Annotated in this window: 16 protein-coding genes and 1 riboswitch; of the genes, 7 read left to right on the forward strand and 9 right to left on the reverse strand. The window is 44.5% G+C overall.

The window, feature by feature from the left end:
• From PZB74_RS13085 to PZB74_RS13100, 4 genes are read right to left on the reverse strand one after another with little or no spacing between them, the layout of a single operon-like run.
• Positions 1 to 1,899, reverse strand: a complete 1,899-nt coding sequence (locus tag PZB74_RS13085) for a TonB-dependent receptor plug domain-containing protein (RefSeq protein ID WP_302236695.1) — start codon at positions 1,897 to 1,899, stop codon at positions 1 to 3.
• Positions 1,896 to 2,933 carry an ABC transporter ATP-binding protein gene (locus PZB74_RS13090; protein WP_302236698.1) on the reverse strand — a complete coding sequence of 346 codons (1,038 nt, stop codon included), beginning with the start codon at positions 2,931 to 2,933 and terminating at the stop codon, positions 1,896 to 1,898. Before PZB74_RS13090 ends, PZB74_RS13085 begins: the two co-directional genes overlap by 4 nt.
• A 15-nt stretch (positions 2,934 to 2,948) precedes the next feature.
• Positions 2,949 to 4,034, reverse strand: coding sequence for an iron chelate uptake ABC transporter family permease subunit (locus PZB74_RS13095; protein WP_302236700.1), 1,086 nt, complete (start codon positions 4,032 to 4,034; stop codon positions 2,949 to 2,951).
• A 1-nt stretch (position 4,035) separates the two neighbouring features.
• A complete protein-coding gene (locus tag PZB74_RS13100; RefSeq protein WP_302236701.1) occupies positions 4,036 to 5,232 on the reverse strand; it encodes an ABC transporter substrate-binding protein in 1,197 nt (398 codons plus the stop codon).
• A gap of 43 nt (positions 5,233 to 5,275) precedes the next feature.
• Positions 5,276 to 5,502: riboswitch (cobalamin riboswitch) on the reverse strand.
• A gap of 108 nt (positions 5,503 to 5,610) precedes the next feature.
• On the opposite strand from PZB74_RS13100, the gene PZB74_RS13105 reads away from it, so the two are divergent.
• From PZB74_RS13105 to PZB74_RS13115, 3 genes are all read left to right on the forward strand, one after another.
• On the forward strand, positions 5,611 to 6,456 hold the full coding sequence (locus PZB74_RS13105) for a LamG-like jellyroll fold domain-containing protein (protein WP_302236703.1): 846 nt from the start codon (positions 5,611 to 5,613) through the stop codon (positions 6,454 to 6,456).
• 166 nt (positions 6,457 to 6,622) lie between these two features.
• On the forward strand, positions 6,623 to 7,597 hold the full coding sequence (locus PZB74_RS13110) for a bile acid:sodium symporter family protein (RefSeq protein ID WP_302236706.1): 975 nt from the start codon (positions 6,623 to 6,625) through the stop codon (positions 7,595 to 7,597).
• Between the two features lie 161 nt (positions 7,598 to 7,758).
• Entirely contained in the window at positions 7,759 to 8,241 is a 483-nt protein-coding gene (locus PZB74_RS13115) for a DUF4199 family protein (RefSeq protein WP_302236707.1), read from the forward strand.
• A 152-nt stretch (positions 8,242 to 8,393) separates the two neighbouring features.
• Here the strand turns inward: PZB74_RS13115 and PZB74_RS13120 are convergent, their stop codons facing one another.
• On the reverse strand, positions 8,394 to 9,968 hold the full coding sequence (locus tag PZB74_RS13120; protein WP_302236709.1) for a long-chain-fatty-acid--CoA ligase: 1,575 nt from the start codon (positions 9,966 to 9,968) through the stop codon (positions 8,394 to 8,396).
• Between the two features lie 371 nt (positions 9,969 to 10,339).
• Between PZB74_RS13120 and PZB74_RS13125 the strand changes: the two genes are divergently transcribed.
• The 4 genes from PZB74_RS13125 to PZB74_RS13140 all read left to right on the forward strand — a co-directional run bounded on the left by PZB74_RS13125 (position 10,340) and on the right by PZB74_RS13140 (position 15,242).
• Entirely contained in the window at positions 10,340 to 11,449 is a 1,110-nt protein-coding gene (locus PZB74_RS13125; protein WP_302236711.1) for a sialidase family protein, read from the forward strand.
• 126 nt (positions 11,450 to 11,575) lie between these two features.
• Positions 11,576 to 12,856 carry a TolB-like translocation protein gene (locus tag PZB74_RS13130; protein ID WP_302236713.1) on the forward strand — a complete coding sequence of 427 codons (1,281 nt, stop codon included), beginning with the start codon at positions 11,576 to 11,578 and terminating at the stop codon, positions 12,854 to 12,856.
• Complete coding sequence (locus PZB74_RS13135; RefSeq protein WP_302236715.1) at positions 12,853 to 14,988, forward strand: alpha/beta hydrolase family protein; 2,136 nt, start codon at positions 12,853 to 12,855, stop codon at positions 14,986 to 14,988. Before PZB74_RS13130 ends, PZB74_RS13135 begins: the two co-directional genes overlap by 4 nt.
• Positions 14,989 to 15,071: 83 nt before the next feature.
• Positions 15,072 to 15,242, forward strand: a complete 171-nt coding sequence (locus tag PZB74_RS13140) for a hypothetical protein (protein WP_302236716.1) — start codon at positions 15,072 to 15,074, stop codon at positions 15,240 to 15,242.
• Positions 15,243 to 15,309: 67 nt separating this feature from the next.
• Here the strand turns inward: PZB74_RS13140 and PZB74_RS13145 are convergent, their stop codons facing one another.
• The 4 genes from PZB74_RS13145 to PZB74_RS13160 form a co-directional block, all read right to left on the reverse strand.
• Positions 15,310 to 15,885: a hypothetical protein gene (locus tag PZB74_RS13145; protein ID WP_302236717.1), complete on the reverse strand. Its 576-nt coding sequence runs from the start codon at positions 15,883 to 15,885 to the stop codon at positions 15,310 to 15,312.
• Between the two features lie 132 nt (positions 15,886 to 16,017).
• Positions 16,018 to 16,278: a hypothetical protein gene (locus PZB74_RS13150; RefSeq protein ID WP_302236719.1), complete on the reverse strand. Its 261-nt coding sequence runs from the start codon at positions 16,276 to 16,278 to the stop codon at positions 16,018 to 16,020.
• A gap of 81 nt (positions 16,279 to 16,359) precedes the next feature.
• The gene (locus PZB74_RS13155; RefSeq protein ID WP_302236720.1) at positions 16,360 to 18,330 is read right to left on the reverse strand and encodes a sialate O-acetylesterase; all 1,971 of its coding nucleotides are present in this window, start codon (positions 18,328 to 18,330) and stop codon (positions 16,360 to 16,362) included.
• A 25-nt stretch (positions 18,331 to 18,355) separates the two neighbouring features.
• Positions 18,356 to 21,337, reverse strand: coding sequence for a CHAT domain-containing protein (locus PZB74_RS13160; protein WP_302236723.1), 2,982 nt, complete (start codon positions 21,335 to 21,337; stop codon positions 18,356 to 18,358).
• Between the last annotated feature and the right edge of the window lie 142 nt (positions 21,338 to 21,479).

Below are 21,479 nucleotides of genomic sequence, written 5' to 3' on the forward strand. Positions count from 1 at the left end.
TTAGTCGGTAAAGCGTAGCTGTAAGCTAAGCTGATAGTTTCTTCCGGGCATGGCCCTTCCGGCTACATTCTGGTAGCTGGTATTCAATAGGTTGTTTAGCCGAAAGCTTATGCTGTTTTGTGTTTTCCACCAGCTGATGCTTCTGTTAATGCGGAAATCAAGCAGACCATAAGCTTCCAGCGCACTTTCGTTGGTAGTAGTCAGAAAGCGCTCGCTGGTCCACTGGCTCAGCATATCCGCAGACCAGCTCTTCCACTGGGCATGCGTATTAAATGTCAGGCGATGAAGGGGAACATAGGGTAGCTGTTTGCCTTTAGAGCGGTCGTACTGGCTTACAGGACTTTTGTTGATTGAGGAGGTATACGAATACTGTGCGCTTAGTCTTAACTGCCAACTTGCCAGTACCATAAGGTATTGCGCACGCGTTTCCAGGCCATTAATTACTACTTTACGAAAGTTTTGTGGACTCCAGAAGCTTCCCTGGTCAAGCCATACTATCCAGTCGTCCATATTAGTATGGAAGTAGGTTATTTCCGCTTCCAGGTTTTCTCTTTTTAATAGCAAGCCACTCTCCAGGCTCCAGCCCTGCTCTGCTCTGAGCTCGGGCTTACCTCCCGGTTGCCAGTAGAGGTCGTTAAAAGTTGGTATCCTAAAACTTCTTGAGAATTGATTTTTAAGGATTAGTTGCTGCCGGGCAGATTTATGCAGAGATATTTCACTACCCAATGCAGGAGCAAAAGGAGCTTTATAAGCACTGACCCATGCCTGTCTCAGGTTGAGGTTGAGCGTCCACCACGCATATGGCAGATAGGCCAGAGAGGCAAAGGCATCTGCGCGCTTCTGCTGTCTCTGTTGCTGATAGCTTTCTACATCGGCCTGTACATAACGCCAGTCAGCCCCTAACTTAAAGTTTAGGCGCTGGCTTATGTGTTTGTCATATAGCAGTCGGGTCAGCAGGTGTTCTGCAATAATGGGTGCCTGCTGATTATAAATCTGCTCATCATGTACATAGCCTAAAGTAGCCTGTAGATAGCCCCAGGCCTGCTGCTGCTCAAACTGAAAAGAGCTACGAAAATGTCGGTCGCTAATGCGTTCGTAACTGCTCTCCTGCAAGTTACTGCTCATTATAGGTAGTATGCCGTTTTCGCTTTCTTCGTACCAGGCATTCAGGCTGAAGCGGCGGTTGCTGGCTGGCTGGAAGCTAAGCTCCTGCATCAGACCAAAGTTGTGCACATCCGCATTTTGCTGTCGTTCCTCCGGCGTACCATATTTGGAGGTGTTTTTAAAAGGGAAATCATTTTTTTCTCTTCTGCGGTAAGCAGTACTGCTAAGCTGCCACCTGTTAAGACCAAAGTGGGCTTTAAGTCCTGAGAAAAACTGCCCGAAACTTCCTACAGTCTGATGTGCCTGTAGCTTTGTGCCTTCTTGCTGATCTGTCTTGCTTGTTAAAATAATACTACCGCCGATAGCATCACTACCATATTGCGCACTACCTCCGCCCAGGTGCAGCTGTATATCGTCAAACATAAAAACCGGAAGGTTGGAGAAATCTGTAGAGCCCAGAGTTGCAGAGTTGAGGTTAATACCATTCCAGAGGACTGCCGTATGGCTGGAAGAGGTGCCCCTCATACTAATACCGGAAAGCATACCATAACCGTACTCTTTAAAGTACAGGCTGCTTTCTTGCTCCAGTAGGTCGCTTAGGCTGGCATGTATCTGAGAAATTTTGGCAATGGAATCAATCCTGACTATGCTGCTTCCGGCCGCATATTTTTCTGTGGGTAGTCCGTATATTTCCAGGTTTTGTAGAAAAACTGTATCCGTATCCTGTGCCAGTAGTGGGCTGGTTTTTCCGAAGTACATTAATAAGATGGCTAGCTGTAGTATAATTCTCTTCATTCTTTCTCACTTAAGGTTGAAGTTACAGAGCCATGTTTTTGAAGGAGGCTATGTACCAAAGCAGAAAGAGAGCGGCACATGACTGCCTCATTGGCTACTTGCAGTACCCAGGTAGGTACCGGACTGGTTTTCTGTATGCTTACTGATAATCTTATACTACTATCATGAACTACTTTATAGCCTACCCTTTCCAATGCCTGTTGGGTCCAGTGTGCTACTTCTCCCTCCCCCTGTAAGTTGATAAGGTGCTGAGTGTGTCTGCGTAGAACGAAGCTGCCTCTCTGTCTGTCAAAGCGCAAATTTTTGCTCTGGAAGCTATTTTTCAACTGGCCCTGTAATACCAGATCTTCCGGTATGCCACTTACTATTTTCTGCTGATGCAATAGCCACAACTGGTCGGCAGTCTGTAGTACCAGCTCAAGATCGTGAGAACTCATTAATATGGCTTTTTGCTGTTGATGGGCCAGGCTGTGGAGTAGCTGCATAATCTCCACCCGATTGGGTAAGTCAAGGTGTACAGTAGGCTCATCCAGAATGATAAGCGGCGTATCCTGAGCGAGCGCACGGGCTATTAGTACTTTTTGGCGCTCTCCATCGCTTAGCCTAAAAAATGCACGATTGGCAAAGTTTTGAGTGCCCGTAGCTTCCATCGCCTGTTCTATTACCTCCAGATCTTTTTTGCCAAGGCCACCAAACCATGAGGTGTAAGGGTGTCTTCCCATGGCAATAAGCTCATAGGCGCTGAGGTTAGGGGCTATGCCTCTTTCGGTCAACACCAAACTAAGCTGACGGGCTTTGGCTTTGGCATGAAGCTCCTGGATAAGTTGGTTAAGCAGAAATACCTCGCCGCTCAATGCCTTCTGCATACCCGAGAGGGTACGTAGGAGAGTAGACTTACCGCTGCCGTTTGTACCCAGCAGGCAAATTAGCTCACCTTGCCTAACGCTTACATCAAGTTGCTTAATGAGGGGCTGTGTGTTGGTGTAGCCTACGGCTAGTGCTTTAGTAGATAATATGGTTTGGCCTATATTCATGCGGTTCTTGTCTGTTTAACTGAAAGCAGTCTGTTGTTTTCTGTTCTTAAGAATCACATAAATAACTACCGGAGAGCCGATAAGAGCCGTGATGGCGTTGAGCGGTAGTGTTATAGCACTGCCTGGCACTTGAGAGATAAGATCACAGGCCAGCAGAGTGATAGCTCCCAGCAAAGCACAGGCAGGTATCAGTACTCCGTGATGGGCAGTATGAAAAAGCCCGCGGCTTAGGTGGGGTACGGCAATCCCAATAAAGCCAATAGGACCGCAAAATGCAGTTACTACTCCCGCCAGTAGGCTGGTAGCAATAATTACCCCTATGCGTAACTGCCTGATGCTTACGCCCAGACTTTGCGCGTAATGTTCGCCCAGCAAAAGCGCATTCAAAGGCTTACTGAGTGCAAAAGTTAAAAGTAGCCCTAAGATCACAACAGCAGACATAAGGCCTAAATGTTTTTGTGTAACGCCGTGCAGGCTGCCAAATGTCCACAGGAGGTAGTTTTGTATCTGCTCCGGATTGCTAAAGTATTGCCATAGGCTTACCAGGGAGAGGGTAATATTTCCGATCATGATACCTGCGATTAGCAGCACTACATAATCGCTAACCCGAAAAGATATGCCTAGTATAATAAAAAGCACCAGCGCTGCTCCCAGGCTGGAGGCAATGGCTACCAGCCAGCTTCCGCTGATGCCCAGTTCCTGTATAGCGTAGAGAGTGGTAGCCTGCCCACTGGATAGTGTGACTACTGCTACGCCCAGGCTGGCACCAGAAGTAACCCCTAGCACCGAGGGACCAGCTAATGGATTACGGAACAGTGTCTGCATTTGTAAACCACCCACCGATAGGGCTGCTCCGGCCAGAACTGCGGTAATAGCTTTAGGTAGCCTAATCTTCATAATAATATTCTCAAAGGCGGTATTGTCTAGAGACTGGCCGCTAAGTTTGTTAAGCACCTCAGTAAAGGGAATGGCTACAGACCCCAAGGCAATATCTGCCAGCCATAGCAAAATCATCAGCATACCCAGACCAGTAAGTAGTAAGGCATGCGGTCTTTTCTGATGTACAGATGTAATTTGTGAGGGCTTAAGCGTAGCAGGCATACTATTTCAGTTTTTGATAATAGTAGAGTTCATGCTTTGGCAGAATCTGCGGATGCAGAATATGAGTAAGGTCCTTCAAAATCAGGTGTGGATTAACTACGCCACTTTCAAAATAGTCGTTTCCCTGACCGTTGGGGCTTAACCTGAGGTTGTGGTTGTAAACCTTAGCTTCCCGGAAAGCTTTGAAATCCGCAAAACGTTCATCTTTTGCTGCCAGTTCGTCCAGTGAATTGAACATGCCCGGATTCAACCAATAGTCAGCTTCCAGCCCATAGGCGTAAATATTTTCAAAAGCGATGGGCATGCTTACAACTGCTGAGTCTTTCCATGGCCAGTGGCCTCCTGCTTCGGTAAAAAGCTGGCTACGATAACTCTTACCGCCCGGCACATACCAGGAGCCCTGAAAAGGAGAGCCGCTTAGTATTGCTGGTCTTTCTTCTACCTGAGTAGTGAGCTGAGCAGTGTTCAAGTAGCTTTCCACTATAGATTCGTACTTTTGTTTTGCCAAGGCTTCCTGATTGAGCAGAGCGGCCATTAGTTTTACCCACTCTGCTTTGCCCAGTGCGGTCTGCTCCATCCACTCCGTATTGATAAGTACAGGAGTACCCGAACTTATGATGGAGTTGTATTTTTGCAGATCAGTATTGGGCATTCCGGATACCATGAGCAGATCTGCCTGTAGCGCTATCACCATCTCCTGATTCAGGCTGCCTGACGCACCTACTTCTGTAATATCTCCTGCTTCAATTCTCTGCCGCACCTGCGGATCATAGACATATTGTGTATTGTCCAGGGCTACGATAATACTATCTGCATTCACAAAATCCGCCAGGGCTACATGAGTAGTAGAGAGCGCGATCATGCTTTTGATAGGAATATTGATACGCTGTGCCTCAGGATAGGCATTAGGCCGCTCCGCACCCTCAGGCAATAGCAGGTAGTGTGTTGTGTCAGTAGCTTGAATGAGATGAAGTACTTTGTAGCCCTTTTCGTAGCTAATATCAAAACCACGGGCATACGTAATGTCTAGCTTTTCTCTCCAGTCTGACTCAGCACTGGGTATATGGTTTTGCGAATGCTCCTGAGAGCTGTTGCTACCACAGGCAAATAAACCTAAACTTGCGATCAGCAGTAGGCACGCATGAATAAAAGGCGTCAAAGCAGCGCCTGACAGCCTATGCATATTTAAATCTATCATAAATAGTAATTTTTTAACTCAGGCGCTTCAATCCCCGAAAGCGTTGAGCTGAAGTATAAAGGCAGGTCTTCTGGCTTCTCTGATCTTCGGCTGTCTTCCCAATTGCCTAGGCAATCAGTGACTGAGGTAGTGCCGGAGAGTATGTTTCCGAATGGGTTCGGACTAGAGTTACAGCAGCGAGGACTGCAGCGGACTTACACCGCTTTCCCTTTTTACAGCTTGTTCGTGTAGTCAGCAACGAACGCAGCCACCTTAATACGGCGCAAAGGTACAGCTAAGTTTGAGTAAAAGAAAACCTTTAGCTTGAATGTTCATCGCCAATATACACTGTCTTTGCCGGGCATTTTGTAAATTCAGCAACAATCAATAACCTACACTATGAAAACAATATTTTTGCTACTACTTCTTATACCTGTTTTATCTCTGTCTCCTAAAGAGCCTCAAAAGCTTAAAGAGTCACTTACTTTTTATGCCTCATTTGACCGAAACGCAGAGGCTGATTATGCCAGAGGGGATGCGCGTATATATACTGCTACTGATTACGATCAGTTACCCGAAGGTGAGGAGGGAATACATAGCGAAAATATTAGCCTGGCAACTGGTAAAGGTGTATCTGGTGATGCGCTTAGCTTCATTCAAAAAAGTGAGCATATAGTTTTCTATAAAGCGAAAGAGAATATGGCTTATCGTGAAGAGGGGTGGAGTGGTACGGTTTCTTTCTGGCTGCAACTCAATCCGGATGCAGATTTGGAGCCTGGCTATTGCGACCCTATCCAAATCACTGATGAAGACTATAATGATGCTGCCCTTTGGGTAGACTTTAGCGATAAAAATCCGCGTAGCTTTCGTATGGGAGTGTATGGCGACCTGAAAGACTGGAACTCCGAAGGTATTGAAGGAGCAGAAAACCCTGAGTTTACAAAAAGGCTGGTGCCTTCCAAAAGTATGCTCTTCTCTCGTCAGCGATGGACACATGTACTCATTCGTTTCGCAGATTTAAATACTCAAAACGGTAGTGCTGAACTTTATCTTAATGCTGAGCTTCAGGGAAAAAGAGAAAATGTGAGAGAAGCCTTTAGCTGGGAGCCAGAGCAGGCAACGATAAGGCTAGGCCTTAGCTACGTTGGTTTGCTGGATGAGCTAGCCATATTTGATCGTGCCCTCAGCCAAGAGGAAATTCAAGTGCTGTACAATAAGCAGGAGCACCTCAAAAATATGCTTTAGTAATCCGGCAAAAGTGTATTTAAAACGAGGTCTTAAAAACGCATTGCTTACGTAAACTTCTACCAAGTCATGCAAGATAAAATATGAGAGAGAGTCTTATGCCTTCTTACCAATTACCTACTTTTGTATCATTTAATAATAGTATAAGCTCCCAGACCACCAAGGCATGAGAATCAGAAATATCAAATTTAACGGCTTCATTATTTCGCTTTTTGTAGCTATGCTGCTGGCTTACCTCTTTCCGCAGGGGGCTGAAGCCTTAGCGCTAGATGAAGTTACTGATATTGGTATTAGCCTTATCTTTTTCTTCTACGGCCTCAAACTTTCGTTGGAGAGCTTTAAAAGTGGGCTGTCTAATTATCGGCTGCACTTACTGGTACAATTTAGCACCTTTGTGCTATTTCCATTGCTGGTACTTCCATTCAAGCCTTTAATGCAGCAAGAGAGCACTTATTTGCTCTGGACAGGAATGTTTTTTCTGGCAGTGCTGCCATCAACGGTCTCCTCTTCGGTAATCATGGTTTCAATTGCCAGAGGCAATGTAGCTGGTGCAATTTTTAATGCCAGTATCTCTGGACTGATAGGCGTGCTTGCTACTCCTCTCTGGCTAGGGCTGGTAGTTAATGAGATGCAGAGTATTTCTTTTTGGGAGGTGTTTTCCAAACTGATGTTACAGATCGTATTGCCACTAGCTTTAGGAGTACTGCTTCACGCTCGCTTTGGCCATATTGCTACCCGCTACAGTAAATTTACCGGTCTTTTTGATAAGACTATGATAGCGCTTATTGTGTATTCCAGTTTTAGCGCCTCTTTTCTTGCTCATTTGTTTTCGGGGCTTACATGGACACACTTTTTAACTTTGTATGCCGCTATTCTGGCACTCTTCTTTCTCAGCCTGTGGATTATTGACATGATAGCCAAGGGGCTTAATTTTAGTACTGAAGACCGCGTAACAGCAATGTTTTGCGGCTCTAAAAAGTCTCTGGTGCACGGATCGGTAATGGCCAAGGTTATCTTTGGTAACAGCACAACTGCCAGTATGATGATTCTTCCAATTATGCTATTTCACATCTCTCAGCTAGTCATTATTGCCTTTATAGCTGAGAAGTTCAGTAAAAAAGCTCTCAGAAATGCCCATTAAACTTCATAAATGCAGCTAAGCTTTATTGGTTAAGAGGTGGAAGGATTAAGTACAATAAATGTTACTATTATTTTTGTTTAATATTGTATGTAAATTATTAAACAAGATATATGCCTGACTGTTATCCTACTGAAGACACATACCATTTTAACTATACAGTTATGAAGTATTTTAAACATGTAGATTTGATTGAAAAGCTCGCTATACGTTATGGTGTATTGATGGCAATGGCTTTGGCGGGTTTTTTCCTGCTAATGAAAGCAATTGGGCTGGAGCATAATCTGGAGCTAAGAGCGCTAAATATTATCATACTGTTTAGCTTCGTGTTGATGGCTATAAAAAAGTATAAAAAAATAAAAGATTATAAGCTGGCATATTTTAAAGGCTTTGGCCTGGGTATATTAACCTCAGCAGTGGGAGTAGTAGTTTTTGCTACATTAGTTACGTTTTACATAACTGTTGTATCTCCGGAGTTTATGGGTGTGATTAAACAGAGAGAACCCTTTGGAGATTTCCTTAATCCGGCACTTATCGCTTTTACTATTACAATTGAGGGTATGGCTTCCGGCTTTCTATCTACCTTCGCCTTATTGCAGTACTACCGGCCAAACCATATAATTGCCTCGGTAGAAGAAGTGGTATAAGGCTTATCATTTGTATAAAACCACTCTGAATGTACATTCCGAGTGGGTTTTTGGTCTGCATTACAGCCAAAATGGTAGCAGTAAAAAAAGCTATACTGCCCGCAAGTGCATCGCAGCATAGCCTGTTGAAAAAATACTGCTTTCTTAACTATCTAAGCTTTGGTGAGTGGCGCTTTTGCTTTGTCTTTGCGCAGCTCTTTTTTTAATATTTTTCCGGTAGCGCTCATGGGCAGGCTATCGGTAAAGCTGATATTTCTGGGGTATTTGTAATCGGCTATTCTTTCTTTGGTCCATTCTATTAAAGTCGCTTCGTCTATACTAGCTCCTTCTTTTAGTACTACAAAAGCCTTAACCTCCTCGCCTAGTTTGCTGTCGGGTACGCCAATAACCGCTACCAAAGAAACGTCTTCGTGGGTAATCATCACTTCTTCTATCTCTCTTGGGTATACATTGTAGCCTCCCCGAATAATCATATCGCTAGTGCGGTCAATAATAAAGAAGAAGCCATCCTCATCACGGAAGGCAATATCGCCAGAGTGCATCCATCCATTTTTAATAGCTTTGTGGGTAGCTTCAGGCTTTTTATAGTAAGCTTTCATTACGTTATGTCCACGAAAGCAAAGCTCGCCTTTTTCTCCGGCAGCTACTTCTTCTCCCTGTTCATCAACAACTTTTACTTCTACGCCCCATACAGGAATACCTACCGAGCCAGGCTTTTGACCTATTTCCAATTGGTTAAAGGTGACTACCGGTGCTCCTTCAGACATGCCGTACCCTTCCAGAATAGTAATATTGAAACGGGCTTCAAAATCGTGCAATACCTGTAAAGGGAGAGAGGCCCCTCCAGAGCAGGCTATCCGTAAATTGTTGGCTATTGATTCGTAGTCAAAGCCAGGTTCATGATATTGATTAAGCCCCCAGAACATGGTTGGCACACCCGCAAACACACTTACTTTATGCTCTTGCATAAGGCTGAAGACGGTTTTTGCATCAAACTTGGGTAGCAGAACCAGCTCTGCTCCACGGTAGATTCCTGCATTCATGAGCACTGTCATGGCAAAGATATGGAAGAGTGGAAGCACTAGTAGCTCTACATCTTCTGAACGGGTTTGCATTAACTCAGCCGAGATAATAGCATTGTACATCAGATTAGAGTGAGTAAGCTCCGCACCCTTAGGTTTGCCGGTTGTACCCGAGGTGTAGATGATCAGAGCAGTATCTTCTGCACTACTTTGGAAAGTTTCAAATTTAGGTGACTGCCCTTGCATCAGCTGGGCAAGGGTGTTGGTGCCCTCAATGGGAGAAGACATTTTAGGAGTAGGCATAATGATAAACAGATGCTCACAGCGTGGAGCCTCATCAAAGCCTTGCTTTGCCATTTGTCCTATGGGTAGGGTATCATTGCCTACAAAGCTTATATAAGCTTTGGCATCGCTGTCATTCAGATGGTAGGCAATCTCATCTTTCTTGAGCAATATGTTTAGAGGTACCACCACAGCACCAATTTTTAGTATGCCAAAATAGACGATGGGAAAGTAAGGTAAATTAGGACAGCTGAGTGCTACTTTATCGCCCGCCTGTATGCCCAAAGTCTGGAGTCCGTTGGCTACCTGATTGGCAGCTGCATTGGCTTCAGCATAACTGATCTGGTGGTCAGAAAATACAAAAGCAGTCTTAGAAGGGTATGTTCTGGCGCTGCTTTCCAGGAGGGTAGATAGGTTGAGCATAGGTCTAAGAGATAAAGTGAAAATGATGAATATAAGGTAGGAAAACTTAGGGTTAAACTCAATGAAATTGCTTATATAACTAAGTATTTATTGTTAGTGTTGTGATGGTGTGAAAAAATAATCAGGAAGACTTTGCGCAAAATTGTGCCTACAAATCAATGAAATGCTATTTGTTGTACCTAGGTGTAAAGAGGTGTTGTGTGTATCTTATTGTCTGATCTAACTATGAGCAGAGAAAGAAGTATAGAAACTTATTTTAAGCTGTAGAGGGCACAAAATTCATCAATTACAGGAGCTAAAAGCTAGAATTCTAGGGCATACTGCCAAAAATTAGTATACTCAGGAGTTCTAACTATAGCAGCCTGATTTTTATGAAAAACCTATCTTTAGTATGTATCCTCTTTCTTTACTTCATCCATGCTTATACTTATGCTCAAGTCAATGAGCCGATACTTGCCAAAGGATTACGCCAGCAAACCCTCCTTTTTAGTGCTGAGCATCAGGAGAATATTTCCTGTTACCGTATTCCGGCCCTTATCACAGCAACTAATGGTGACCTTCTGGCAGCCATAGACGAAAGGGTGCCCTCCTGCGGCGACCTTAAGTGGAGTGAAGATATCAACATTGTATTACGAAGAAGTAGTGACAATGGTAAAAGCTGGTCGGAAATTGAGCATATTGTAGATTTCCCTGAAGGCCAGTCAGCTTCTGACCCTTCTTTTATTCTGGATAGGGAGAGTGGAGAAATTTTTCTCTTCTACAATTTTATGGACCTACATAAGGAAAAAGACGTCTATTATCTGCATATGCTCAAAAGTAAAGATTATGGTAAAAGCTGGAGCAAGCCGATAGATATTACAGCTCAGATTAGTAAACCTGGCTGGAAAAACGACTTTAAGTTTATTACCTCCGGCAGAGGCTCTCAGGCAGCAGATGGTAAACTACTCCATACCCTGGTTAATCTGGACAAAGGCCTGCATATTTTCGCCAGCGATGATCATGGTAAAAGCTGGTACCTGATAGATACGCCCATAAAACCTGCTGATGAGTCTAAAATTATCACTCTGGACGATGGGCGTTGGATGATCAACAGCCGTGTCAATAAGTTGGGAATGCGCTATGTACATATCTCAGAAGACGAAGGTAAAAGCTGGAGCAGTAGTGTAGATAGTACTCTCATAGATCCTGCGTGTAACGCCAGTATTATTCCATACACCTACACAGAAGACGGTATAGAAAAACGCTGCCTAATATTTTCTAACCTTAATGAGGTGGACAAAAGAAGAAACCTATGGGTAAGAATAAGTTATGATGAAGGTAAGAGTTGGACCAAGGGGAGGTGTGTATATAATGGGCCGGCAGCTTATTCTTCACTTTCAGTCCTTAAGAATGGCGATATAGGCTTGTTCTTTGAAAAAGATGAGTATACCCAAAATATGTTTGTCAGCTTTTCTTTTGACTGGCTACGCCAGGAGCAATAGGTTTAGCCTGGGGCATCTAGTAGCCTTCTACATCGGAAAGCGTGCTCTTTTTTATTAAATTCAGCCATATACTAAGCACAACCTAAAAGAAAGCTCGCTAAAACTTTCCTGATTAATAACCTGTTTATGCTCAATCGTCGTCAGTTTCTCAGACAGTCTGGTGGCCTGGGGCTGGGTATATGCCTGAGTCCTGACCTTGGCCTTGGACCTTCGCTTTCCAAAGATTTTCTGGTACGGCAGATTACCCGGGGGCCTAAATCGCATTGGTTTGGCTACTACGATAAATGGCAGCTAGATCCGGCAGGACGCTTTGCATTAGGCATGGAGGTAGATATGCCTATGCGCTCGCCCAACGCAGAGGATAGCATACAGATTGGTATGGTTGACTTGCAGGATAATGACCGCTGGCTGGCGTTAGGAGAAAGTAAAGCCTGGGGGTGGCAGCAGGGTTGCATGTTACAATGGATACCTCAGTCTGCAGAAGAAGTGATATGGAACGATAGAGAAGGAGATCAGTTTGTGTGCCATATACTTAATGTAAAAAACGGAAACAGGAAGACACTACCTAAAGCCATATATGCGCTAAGCCCCGATGGCAGGTATGCCGTAGGTACTGAGTTTAACCGCATTCAGAATATGCGTCCGGGCTATGGCTATGCTGGTGTTCCCGACCCTTACGCTCGCAATAAAGCACCTCAGGATATTGGTATTTATCGTATGGACATGCAAACGGGCAGATCAGAATTGATATTCTCGCTCGCCCAGGCCGCAGATATTCCTTATGAGGGGCAGTCCATTCAGGATAAGTGGCATTATTTTAACCATTTGCTGGTAAGTCCGGACAGCAGGCGTATTATATTTCTGCATCGTTGGCGAGAGGCCCCTGTCAGTAGCCTGGAAACAGTAAACCGTGGCTTTACTACACGTATGTTTACAATTAACCTGGATGGTACAGAGCCGTACGTGCTTGATCCCTCAGGCTATACCTCTCATTTTATCTGGCGAGACCCTCAGCATATTTGTGCCTGGACCAAACCTAAAGGTAAGCTGGCTGCCTTTTACCTCTTTAAAGATCAAACAGAAGAGCTAGAAGTAGTAGGGCCGGAGAAGATGGTAGAGAATGGTCATAATACCTATCTGCCCAATACCAATAATGAATGGATACTTAATGATACCTATCCGCATCGTGATCCTGGGCGGCGTCAGACATTATACCTGTACCATGTGCCTACAGATAGAAAAGTGGTACTAGGAAAGTTTTTTGAACCTAAGCAGTTCAGTGGCGAGTGGCGTTGTGATCTACACCTACGAAGCAACCAGCAGGGCACTCAGGTAATTTTTGATTCTACACACCAAAAACAACAACGCCAGATGTATCTGGCAGATATAAGCGATATTATTTCATGAGCAAACCCTTATTTCTCTCGCTTCTTCTTTGCCTGAGCCTGAATGTAAGTGCACAGGAAGAAGATTTATCTGTTCTAAATTTTTATCAGTACTATTGCAGTGACGCAGACGCCATGTACAAGCAAATGGTAGATGAAGCCTCAGTCAAGCTAAAGGCACGTGCCCAGCAGATAGCTTCACTCAGTAGCCAATCAGACTGGCAGGCTCGGCAAACAGAAGTTAGAGCCAGGCTGGATAAAATTATTGGAGATTTTCCAGAAAAAACGCCACTAAGCCCCATAGTTATGGCTAGACTTAGCAAAGATGGTGTAAAGGTAGAAAAGCTTGTTTATGAGTCGCAACCTGGCTTTTTTGTAAGTGCAGCCTTGTTTATGCCGGCAGATCTACAGGGAAAAGCACCAGCCATAATTTATTGTAGCGGCCACGCCAAAGAAGCTTTTCGCTCAGAAACCTACCAGCGCAAAATACTTAACCTGGTACATAAAGGCTTTATTGTACTTGCTTTTGATCCGCTGGGGCAGGGAGAGCGTATGCAATACCCTTCTAAAACCCAGGAGGGTTCCCGTATAGGTGGCCCTACCAAAGAGCATGGTTATGTAGGTGCGCAATGTTTTATGGGAGGGAGCTCATTAGCTAAATATATGATTTGGGATGGCATACGCGCGGTAGATTACCTACTCAGCAGAGAGGAGGTAGATGCTAAACGTATTGGTATTACTGGTCGTTCTGGGGGTGGTACCCAGAGTGCGTATATTGCTGCCTTTGATGATAGAATTCTGGCATCCGCACCAGAGGCTTATATCACCAGTCTGGAAATACTGTTTAAAACGAAAGGCCCCCAGGATGCGGAGCAAAATCTTATGCATTATGTAGATTATGAGCTTGACTTGGCAGATTTGCTGGAAGTACGTGCTCCCAAACCTACCATGATCATCAGCACCACTCGCGATTTTTTTAGCATAGAAGGCGCGCGGCGCACCTATCAGGAAGCGAAGCAAGCATTTGCCAGCCTTGGGCAGCCAGACCATATTAGTATGAGTGAAGATGATCAGGTGCATGCCTCTACTCCAAAAAACCGTGAAGCCATGTATGCCTTTTTTCAAAAACACCTAAGCCTGCCAGGCAAGGTAGAGGAAAGAGAAGTAAGCTTCTTTACACCTGAAGAATTGCAGGTAAGTTCTAGCGGGCAGCTAGCCACTGCTTATGATAGTAAAAATGTAGCTGATCTCCTTCGTGAGGAAGTAAGCCGCATGAAGTCTGAACAGCTGGCAGAGCGAAAAAAGTATGATGCTCAGTTTATAAAAGAAGTGGCCTTACAACTATCTGGCTACCAGTCGGTAGAGGAAATATATAATATACATTTCGCAGGTCAGTTTCCGCGCGACTCTTATACCATACAAAAATACCTGATGATAGGTGAGAAGCATGTTAACCCGTTTTTACTTTTTGTACCCGATGAGCCTAAACCCAACAGCTTAGCTTTGTATTTTCATCCAGAAGGCAAAGCCGCAGAGGCGTCAGGGGAGATCAGGGCTATGGTAAAGGCAGGAGTCACGGTACTGGCCGCTGACCTGTTGGGAACAGGAGAGTTAGGCCCCGGCTACCTTAAAGGAGATGCTTATATTGATGATGTATCTTACAACCAATGGTTTGCTTCAGTTCAGGTCAATAAAAGTATAGTGGCAAGGCAAGCCGCTGATATGGTAAAGCTAGCTAGTTATGGCCAGGAAAAATTCGGAAATGTCCACATTACAGCAATGGCACATAGTACTCTTACGCCTGCGCTCATACATGCCTCTGCATTTAGTTCGGCTTTCAGCCAGTTGGTATTGGTAGAACCTCTGGTGTCATATGCCAGCCTGGCTGCGCACGAAGTTTATGAAGCCCGCTGGGTGCCTGCCAGCGTAGCGGGTGCCATAGGTAAGTATGATCTGGCTGACCTGGCTGCTGCATCTACAGCCAAAAGCCTGGTTCTCATTAATCCACTGACTCATAGTGGCGAAGCCGTATTGCCGCGAGACTTTGAAAAAGAATGGGGCTTTGTCAGTGAGGTCTACCAACAAAAAGGCGAATTTACTATTGTATATGAACAGCAGGAGCTATCTACACATCTGGACAAAATTTTCAAATAGCCTTATGCTAGATGAAAGCCCTGCGACAATCGTTTGAGCTACTTTACTGTATTATTCGTTTTTTAAAACTAACCAGTATTAATATGTCAGAAACTAGGCGTATGCCCTGGATAGCCAAAGCCTTATCCGGTGCTACTATTGGAGCTTTGGTAGGTATGTATGTGAGCAACACTTTTTTGGGAGGGGGAGTCTGGCCCATACTGGCACTAACGCTTGCCGGAGCAGTAGTTGGTGTATTGTTTTTCGGGAAGTAGCAGTATAAAAAGACCTGAGCTTTTGTAAGGTGGGCTAGCGATGCTGAAGGTATAAGCAGACATGTGCTCAATACTCCCACCGCGCAGGAAGGTGGTAGTCTGACATTATTCTACGCGTAGGAGGGTACTCCTTTAAATGAGCAAGCATCTCATTGATGTCTTTTTCAAACTCTATATAGTAGTCGAGATCCAGCTTTTGGAGTTTGTTAAGGGCAAGCTGGGCCTTACGGCATACATAAGCAGCAAATTTGTCTGCTCGGTGTTCATGCTTGTAGAGTATGCCTCTCTGCTTACGAAATGCCAGATTTACCAACAGAATCAGGAGTTGTACTTCGCCGTATTTATCTCTGGTAATTTTAACATGTTTGCTGATAGCCCCACTAAAATCCCGGAGTACCATCATTACCAAGCCCGGCGTATAGCTCCACTGATGGAAATCTTTACGGGAAAATACCTGGAGGGCGCTTTCCTTTAATTGATCTCGTCTCATTTCCATATCAGAATCATCTTCCAATAGCTGATGTCTAAGCTTAGCAGTAAGGGTTTCGTCTTTGGCGATAAGACGAAGCAGTAGTTTATCTTTCTCTTTTTCAGGAAGCATGAGTATTGCTTCTTTCAGCTCAGGAGTAATTTTTGAAGCCATAGCTTATGTGCGTATTTGCTGTATCAAAGGCTAAGGTAAGGGCAAAAGATTTTATGCTGGAAGTTTTTAGCCAACAAGCATAAAAAAAGCTCCTGAACTAATGCTCAGGAGCCTCATATAATAAAGTAAAATCTAGTTTCTACCAAACTCACGGAAAGCGAAGCGCTTCTCAGGGGCTTCCTCTCGGTAGGCCACAGCTTTCTTCACTTCCGGATGATCGTTCAGGTAACTATCTACAGCATCTTCCAACTGGTCTTCTGCATTAGAGCTTACTTTAGTTTTGTCTACGTATAGCTTGTCAGTTACCGTTTCCTCATTAAAGAACTCTATACTATTAAGAGGATAATCCTGCCCACTTATAGGCTCGTTAGATAAAAATTCTTTATAATCCATAATTCTATCAGTTTAAAAAGTTATACTTCTACTCAACAAGCTCAGAGCCAAGATGTTCCCTTAGTTACTTACTTTTTACATTTACTCAGCAGCTTCATCGGTACTGGCGGGCCACTGGTCGGTACGGAAAGGCAAAGCGGGCAGTCCTTCTTCATTGTATAGATTAAGATCATCAGGATTATCTGCCCATCCATAACGTACCGCCGCAGGGTTAATCATTTTATCATGATATACAATTACGGTCTTTTCATTCAGTATATAAGCTTTGGCAGCTTTAAACTGACGGTCTTCTCTGGCAATTGAAAAACCTTTTACGTAGCCGTATTTATCTTTGACCACTAGAGGAGAACCTTGGGTCTCAAAAGTGATAGCAATCTGGTTGCCAAGAAACTCCATAGAGTCAAACACTGGGCCCTGATGTACGAGTTTTTCATTGTAAATTGTAGCACGGGCCGCAAGAGCTAAGCGACGGCCTACCTCTTTTTTGTTGTTAGGGTGTATGTTATCAGCCTCTCCCAAATCTATTGCCGTGGCCATGGCAGTATGAGGTAAAGAAAGCGTCATAGCCTGAGCTTCTCTTAGCTCTGCCCATTCACTTTCTTGCGGTATGCTGTCTGCTTGCCTGTAGTTGGCCAGTTGTACAAAAAGAAAAGCTAAGTCCGGAGCCTTCCAGCGAGAACGCCAGTCCTGTATCAGGGCCGGAAAGAGAGAGCGGTACTCGTAAGCTCGGCTGGCATTTCTTTCTCCCTGGTACCAGAGTATACCCTTAAGCGCGTAAGGAATAAGTGGTGCAATCATACCATTAAATTGCGTCATTGGGGTGTCACCAGTAAAAACCGGAGCAGGCTTAGCTGCTAGGTCATGTATGTTAATGCCGCTTTGGTAGCGCCAGTCTCCATCCAGAAAGAACTGATGCTGCTGATCACTAATATAAAACTCCTCTTTATTGCTCTGCATACCCCCCTGGTTGCCAGAGTCTAGTATACGAATAGTTATCTGATTGTTACCAGACTTCAAGTAGGCACGAGGAATAGAGTGGGTTCTGGACCAGCCTCCTTCTCCGCTCCCTATCTGTTTACCATTAATCCATACGGTTTCAAAATTGTGTATGCCTTTGAGGTGGAGGGTAAGGTCTTTACCTATCATATGGTCTGGTAGGCTAAACGACTTACGAAACCATACTGAGCCATCGTAATCGGGTAAGCCAGAGCGCTCCCAGGTGGAAGGCATGTACATGCTTTTCCAGTTTTTATCATTATAATTGGGGCTATACCACAGCTCCGCATAGCCTGGGTCATGCTTCTCTGACCTGTCGGCCCACTTTTGCATTTCCTGGTCATAATTTTCTTCCAGTTCTTGCAGAGTCTGGCGGTAACGCCCGAGCGCTTCTACCCTGGCTTTGTGCTTAGGAAACTCTGAGAGGGCTTCTTTGCTCATCCAGGCTTCTATAGAAGTGCCGCCCCAGTAGGCTCCAATCAGACCGATAGGGATTTCGTTTTTTTCGTATAGCTCATGGGCAAAGAAGTAAGCTACTGCTGAGAACTTAAGCACCTGTGTGCTATCGGCGATTTGCCAGTTTTTTTTGGCTACCTGTGTCTGTGGGCTGAAGGCCCGGCTTTTGCTCACGCTAAAGTAGCGAATGTTCGGATACTGCTTTGCTTCAGCTGCAACCTTATAGGCTTCGTGCAGTTTAGATACCGACCATTCCATATTGGACTGCCCACTAGCCAGGTACACATCGCCAAATAGAATATTGTTGAGTGTGATGTTATTTTTGCCGCTGATAGTGATACTGTGAGGACCACCGGCAGAGGTAGGAGGGAGCACAATCTGCCATTTACCTTCTTTATCGGCCTGGGTGGTATAGGTTTTTCCCTGAAATATCAGGGCCACTGCCTCTTTGCGGTCGGCGGTACCCCATATAGGCACATCGGTGTCGCGCTGGAGCACCATATTGTCGGAAAAGAAATGAGGCAGTACGATATCTGCCTGTGCTAAAAAAGGACTGCTGAGCAGCATGTAGCTGATCAGTAAGCTAAGAGTACGTTTCATCAAAGTTTAGGCAATAGGTTGATTATCAGAATACTTTCTTCCTTAAAAAGTACCAGCCTGCCAAGATAAGGGCTAGTAAAGGAAGAAGAAAATAGACGAAGGAAAACTTAGCGTTTTCGGCCTCCTGATTGTTACTGATAAGCACAAAACCACTCCAGTAATAGGGGGCAGCAGTATTGGCATCGGCCTGTTGCAGATAGCGAAGCTTTGCGGTACGTAAGGCTTCTGCCTTTTCGTCTCCCTCATTAAGGGCCTGGTAAAAGTTTTGCATCAGCTGAGAGGTAGAGCGGTCAGATACGGCCCATAGGCTCATGAGTACATTGGGTACTCCGGCGTACATAAAGCCACGTGCCAGACTGATGATACCTTCTCCTTTCTTAATTTTGCCCACGCCGGTATTACACGCACTCAGGGTAACCATCTCAGCATTCAGCTTCATATTATAAAGCTCATAAGTGTGCAGCAAACCGTCTTCGGTGCTTTGCTGTGCTTCTTCAGGAGCAAACACCAGTTTGGAGTAGAGTGGGTTGTGGTCGTTGATGAGCGTATGTGAGGCCAGGTGAATGATGCGGCTATTAACGGCGGTAGTTTTAAAGTTTTTTTCGGTAGCCTCTTGATTAGTAAGGGCACTACCCCTTAAAAGCTGTGCTATATTTTGAACTTCTTCCTGTGCATAGGGTAGGTCCTGCAAGGCATCCAGCAACTGCCGGTCAGTAGCTGAACGAGTAGCCAGTAAAGCATCTCGCTGCCCGGAAAAAGCTGGGGCATAGCCAGCAAAACTATGTTCGTACTCAGTAACTGCCTGATAGCGAGTTGTAGCCAGCAAATTAGCAGAATACTGGTAAGCTACAGCATAATCATGAATCAGGTAAGATAGAGATTTGTAAGTGTCTCCAGATTGTGGAGGCTGGCTAAGCAAGGCTTCAAAAGGGATATAACCCAGCTGATTATCCGGAATAATTATAAGTTTATCAGCAGTATGCTCATCTAGAATAGGTTGGAGCAAAACCCTATATAGCTTATATGCCGCCTGGCTGTAAAGCTCAAACTCTCTCTGCCGCAGCGATTGTAAAAGTGGTTCTAAAGGAAGCTCATCAATATTGCTTCTGTATAAGCGGACTTCTTCCTGAGAAATGGCCAGAGCATAAATAGCGCTATCACCCTGCAAATATTCTATCATTAGCTCTCCTGCTTCAATAAGCTCTTGCTTTGCCTTTGCCAAGCTTATATACTGTTGCTCATGCGCCATATGGTAGTACTGTGGATATTGAGCTTTCAGCTTCTGGTTTAGGGTTTCTTCCTGGCGGTGCAGGGCAAAAATTTTGCTCTGGTATTGTCTTACTTTCTGAGAGTCTGAATGATTATAATTCTGCTCTTCAAACAGCAACTTTTTGTAGTAGGCAAGGCGGGTATTCAGTTCCTGTTCCTGAATGAGTAAGGAATTAGCTACTCCTGCCAGTTGCTTCCATTGTGCTGCCATTATATTGCTAAGGAGCAACTGAGCTTTATTCTTTTCTATAAGCTGAAAGGCCTGGGCAAGATACTGGTCATTAGACTCTGTTTTCTGTAGCTCAATGATGGTATAAAGGGCTGTCTCCAGTATACGGTTTGCATAGTCTGCAACAAATGTTCGCGATTCAGGATCATTAAATTGCTGATATATCTGATCTATTAGGTGGCTGGCAGCCATATTAGTTTGGTGAGCAAGTATCAGGTCCACCTTTTTTTGCTCCTCGGTGAAACGTTGTGTCAGAATTTCCGCTTTTCTATGCATTAGCTTAAGCGTAGTCAGCTCATCCAGAATTGTATCTTCGGGTGTAGGTGTATATTCAAGCTTCGTTTTATCATAAGTTTTAACTACGGCACCCAGCCCCTCCTGTAGCTGATGCAGTGCATGGTCCCATTGCTGCAATGCCTGATATATTAGTGCTTCCTGATAATATGACTCTGCCAGCATACGGCCATGTTTTCCATAGTTGTCTTTATGTATTGCCAAGGCTTTTTGTGTGTAGATCAGGGCGGAGTCGTAGCGCTGGCTACGTTGGTGTAATTCTGCCAGGTTAAGGTAGCTACTGGCAACGGTACTGTGTCGGTCTCCTACCTCTTGTATTTTTAGCCTTATGGATTCGTGGGTAGTGGGTAGTGCTTTGTCATATTGGCCCAGGTCAAGATAAGCCCTGCCCAGATTGTTCAGGTTAGATGCATAAGACTGTCCCAATGCCTGTTTGATGGCTATACCTTTGAGTACATAGTTTTTTTCTTCTTCATACATCTTTTGTCTGCCATACACTAAACCTATGTTATTATATACATCAGCCAGAGCGCCGCGGTATTTCTGATCACCGTTCTCCAGTATCTCCATAGATTTGAAATAATATTGCAGGGCCAGATCGTGCTCAAAAAGGCGACTATAAGAAAGACCTATATAATGCAGCGCATTGGCGACGGCAATGTGGTCTTCTGCAAAGTGTTGCTGGTTGATGTGAAGGTATTTTTTCTGGTACTCAAGCGACTGCTGGTAGTTGCCTATGACAAAGTACAGGCGGCCCAGATTATGAAAGCTTTCTGCCAGCAATAGGTCATCTGGGTTGAGTACTTTTTTTCTAAGTTCACAGCTTTTACGGACATTCTCCAGTGCTTCTACAAATTGGGCCTGTCGGGCATAGCTGATACCTATATTGAAGTAATAACTAGCCCTCAGGCTATAGTTAAGGTGGGCAGAAAGAGAATCTAAGAGGTAAGTATAACTTTGAATAGCCTCACTACTTTTACGATGCTGAAAATACAGGGCTGCTGCTGAAGAGCGTGCTTCAATGCTTTCTGCCCACTGTTGCTGTTGGGAGAAACTGCCTGAGGCCAGTAAAAAGTAGCTTACGGCACTGTCCAGCTGATTTTTTTGAGCGAAGGCTTCTGCTTTCTGTAAGTAGGTTTCTGCATCTGGCCCGTGAGGGCTTTGCGCCTGCATAATTAATGGAAACCATAGCAGAATAAGGAAAGAAAATCTCACGGGTAGTTTATTGAAGTTGTTAATAGTATGATTAAAGGAAAGTAATGGATTTTAGCTTAGGAGTCAATCTAAAGCCATAATAGCATTCAATTTAATAAAGAGGTGGGCTAATTATAAAATTTGCAAGTAAGTGGCTAATACT

Origin of the sequence: Porifericola rhodea, assembly GCF_030506305.1 — a bacterium.
GTDB classification, from domain to species: domain Bacteria; phylum Bacteroidota; class Bacteroidia; order Cytophagales; family Cyclobacteriaceae; genus Catalinimonas; species Catalinimonas rhodea.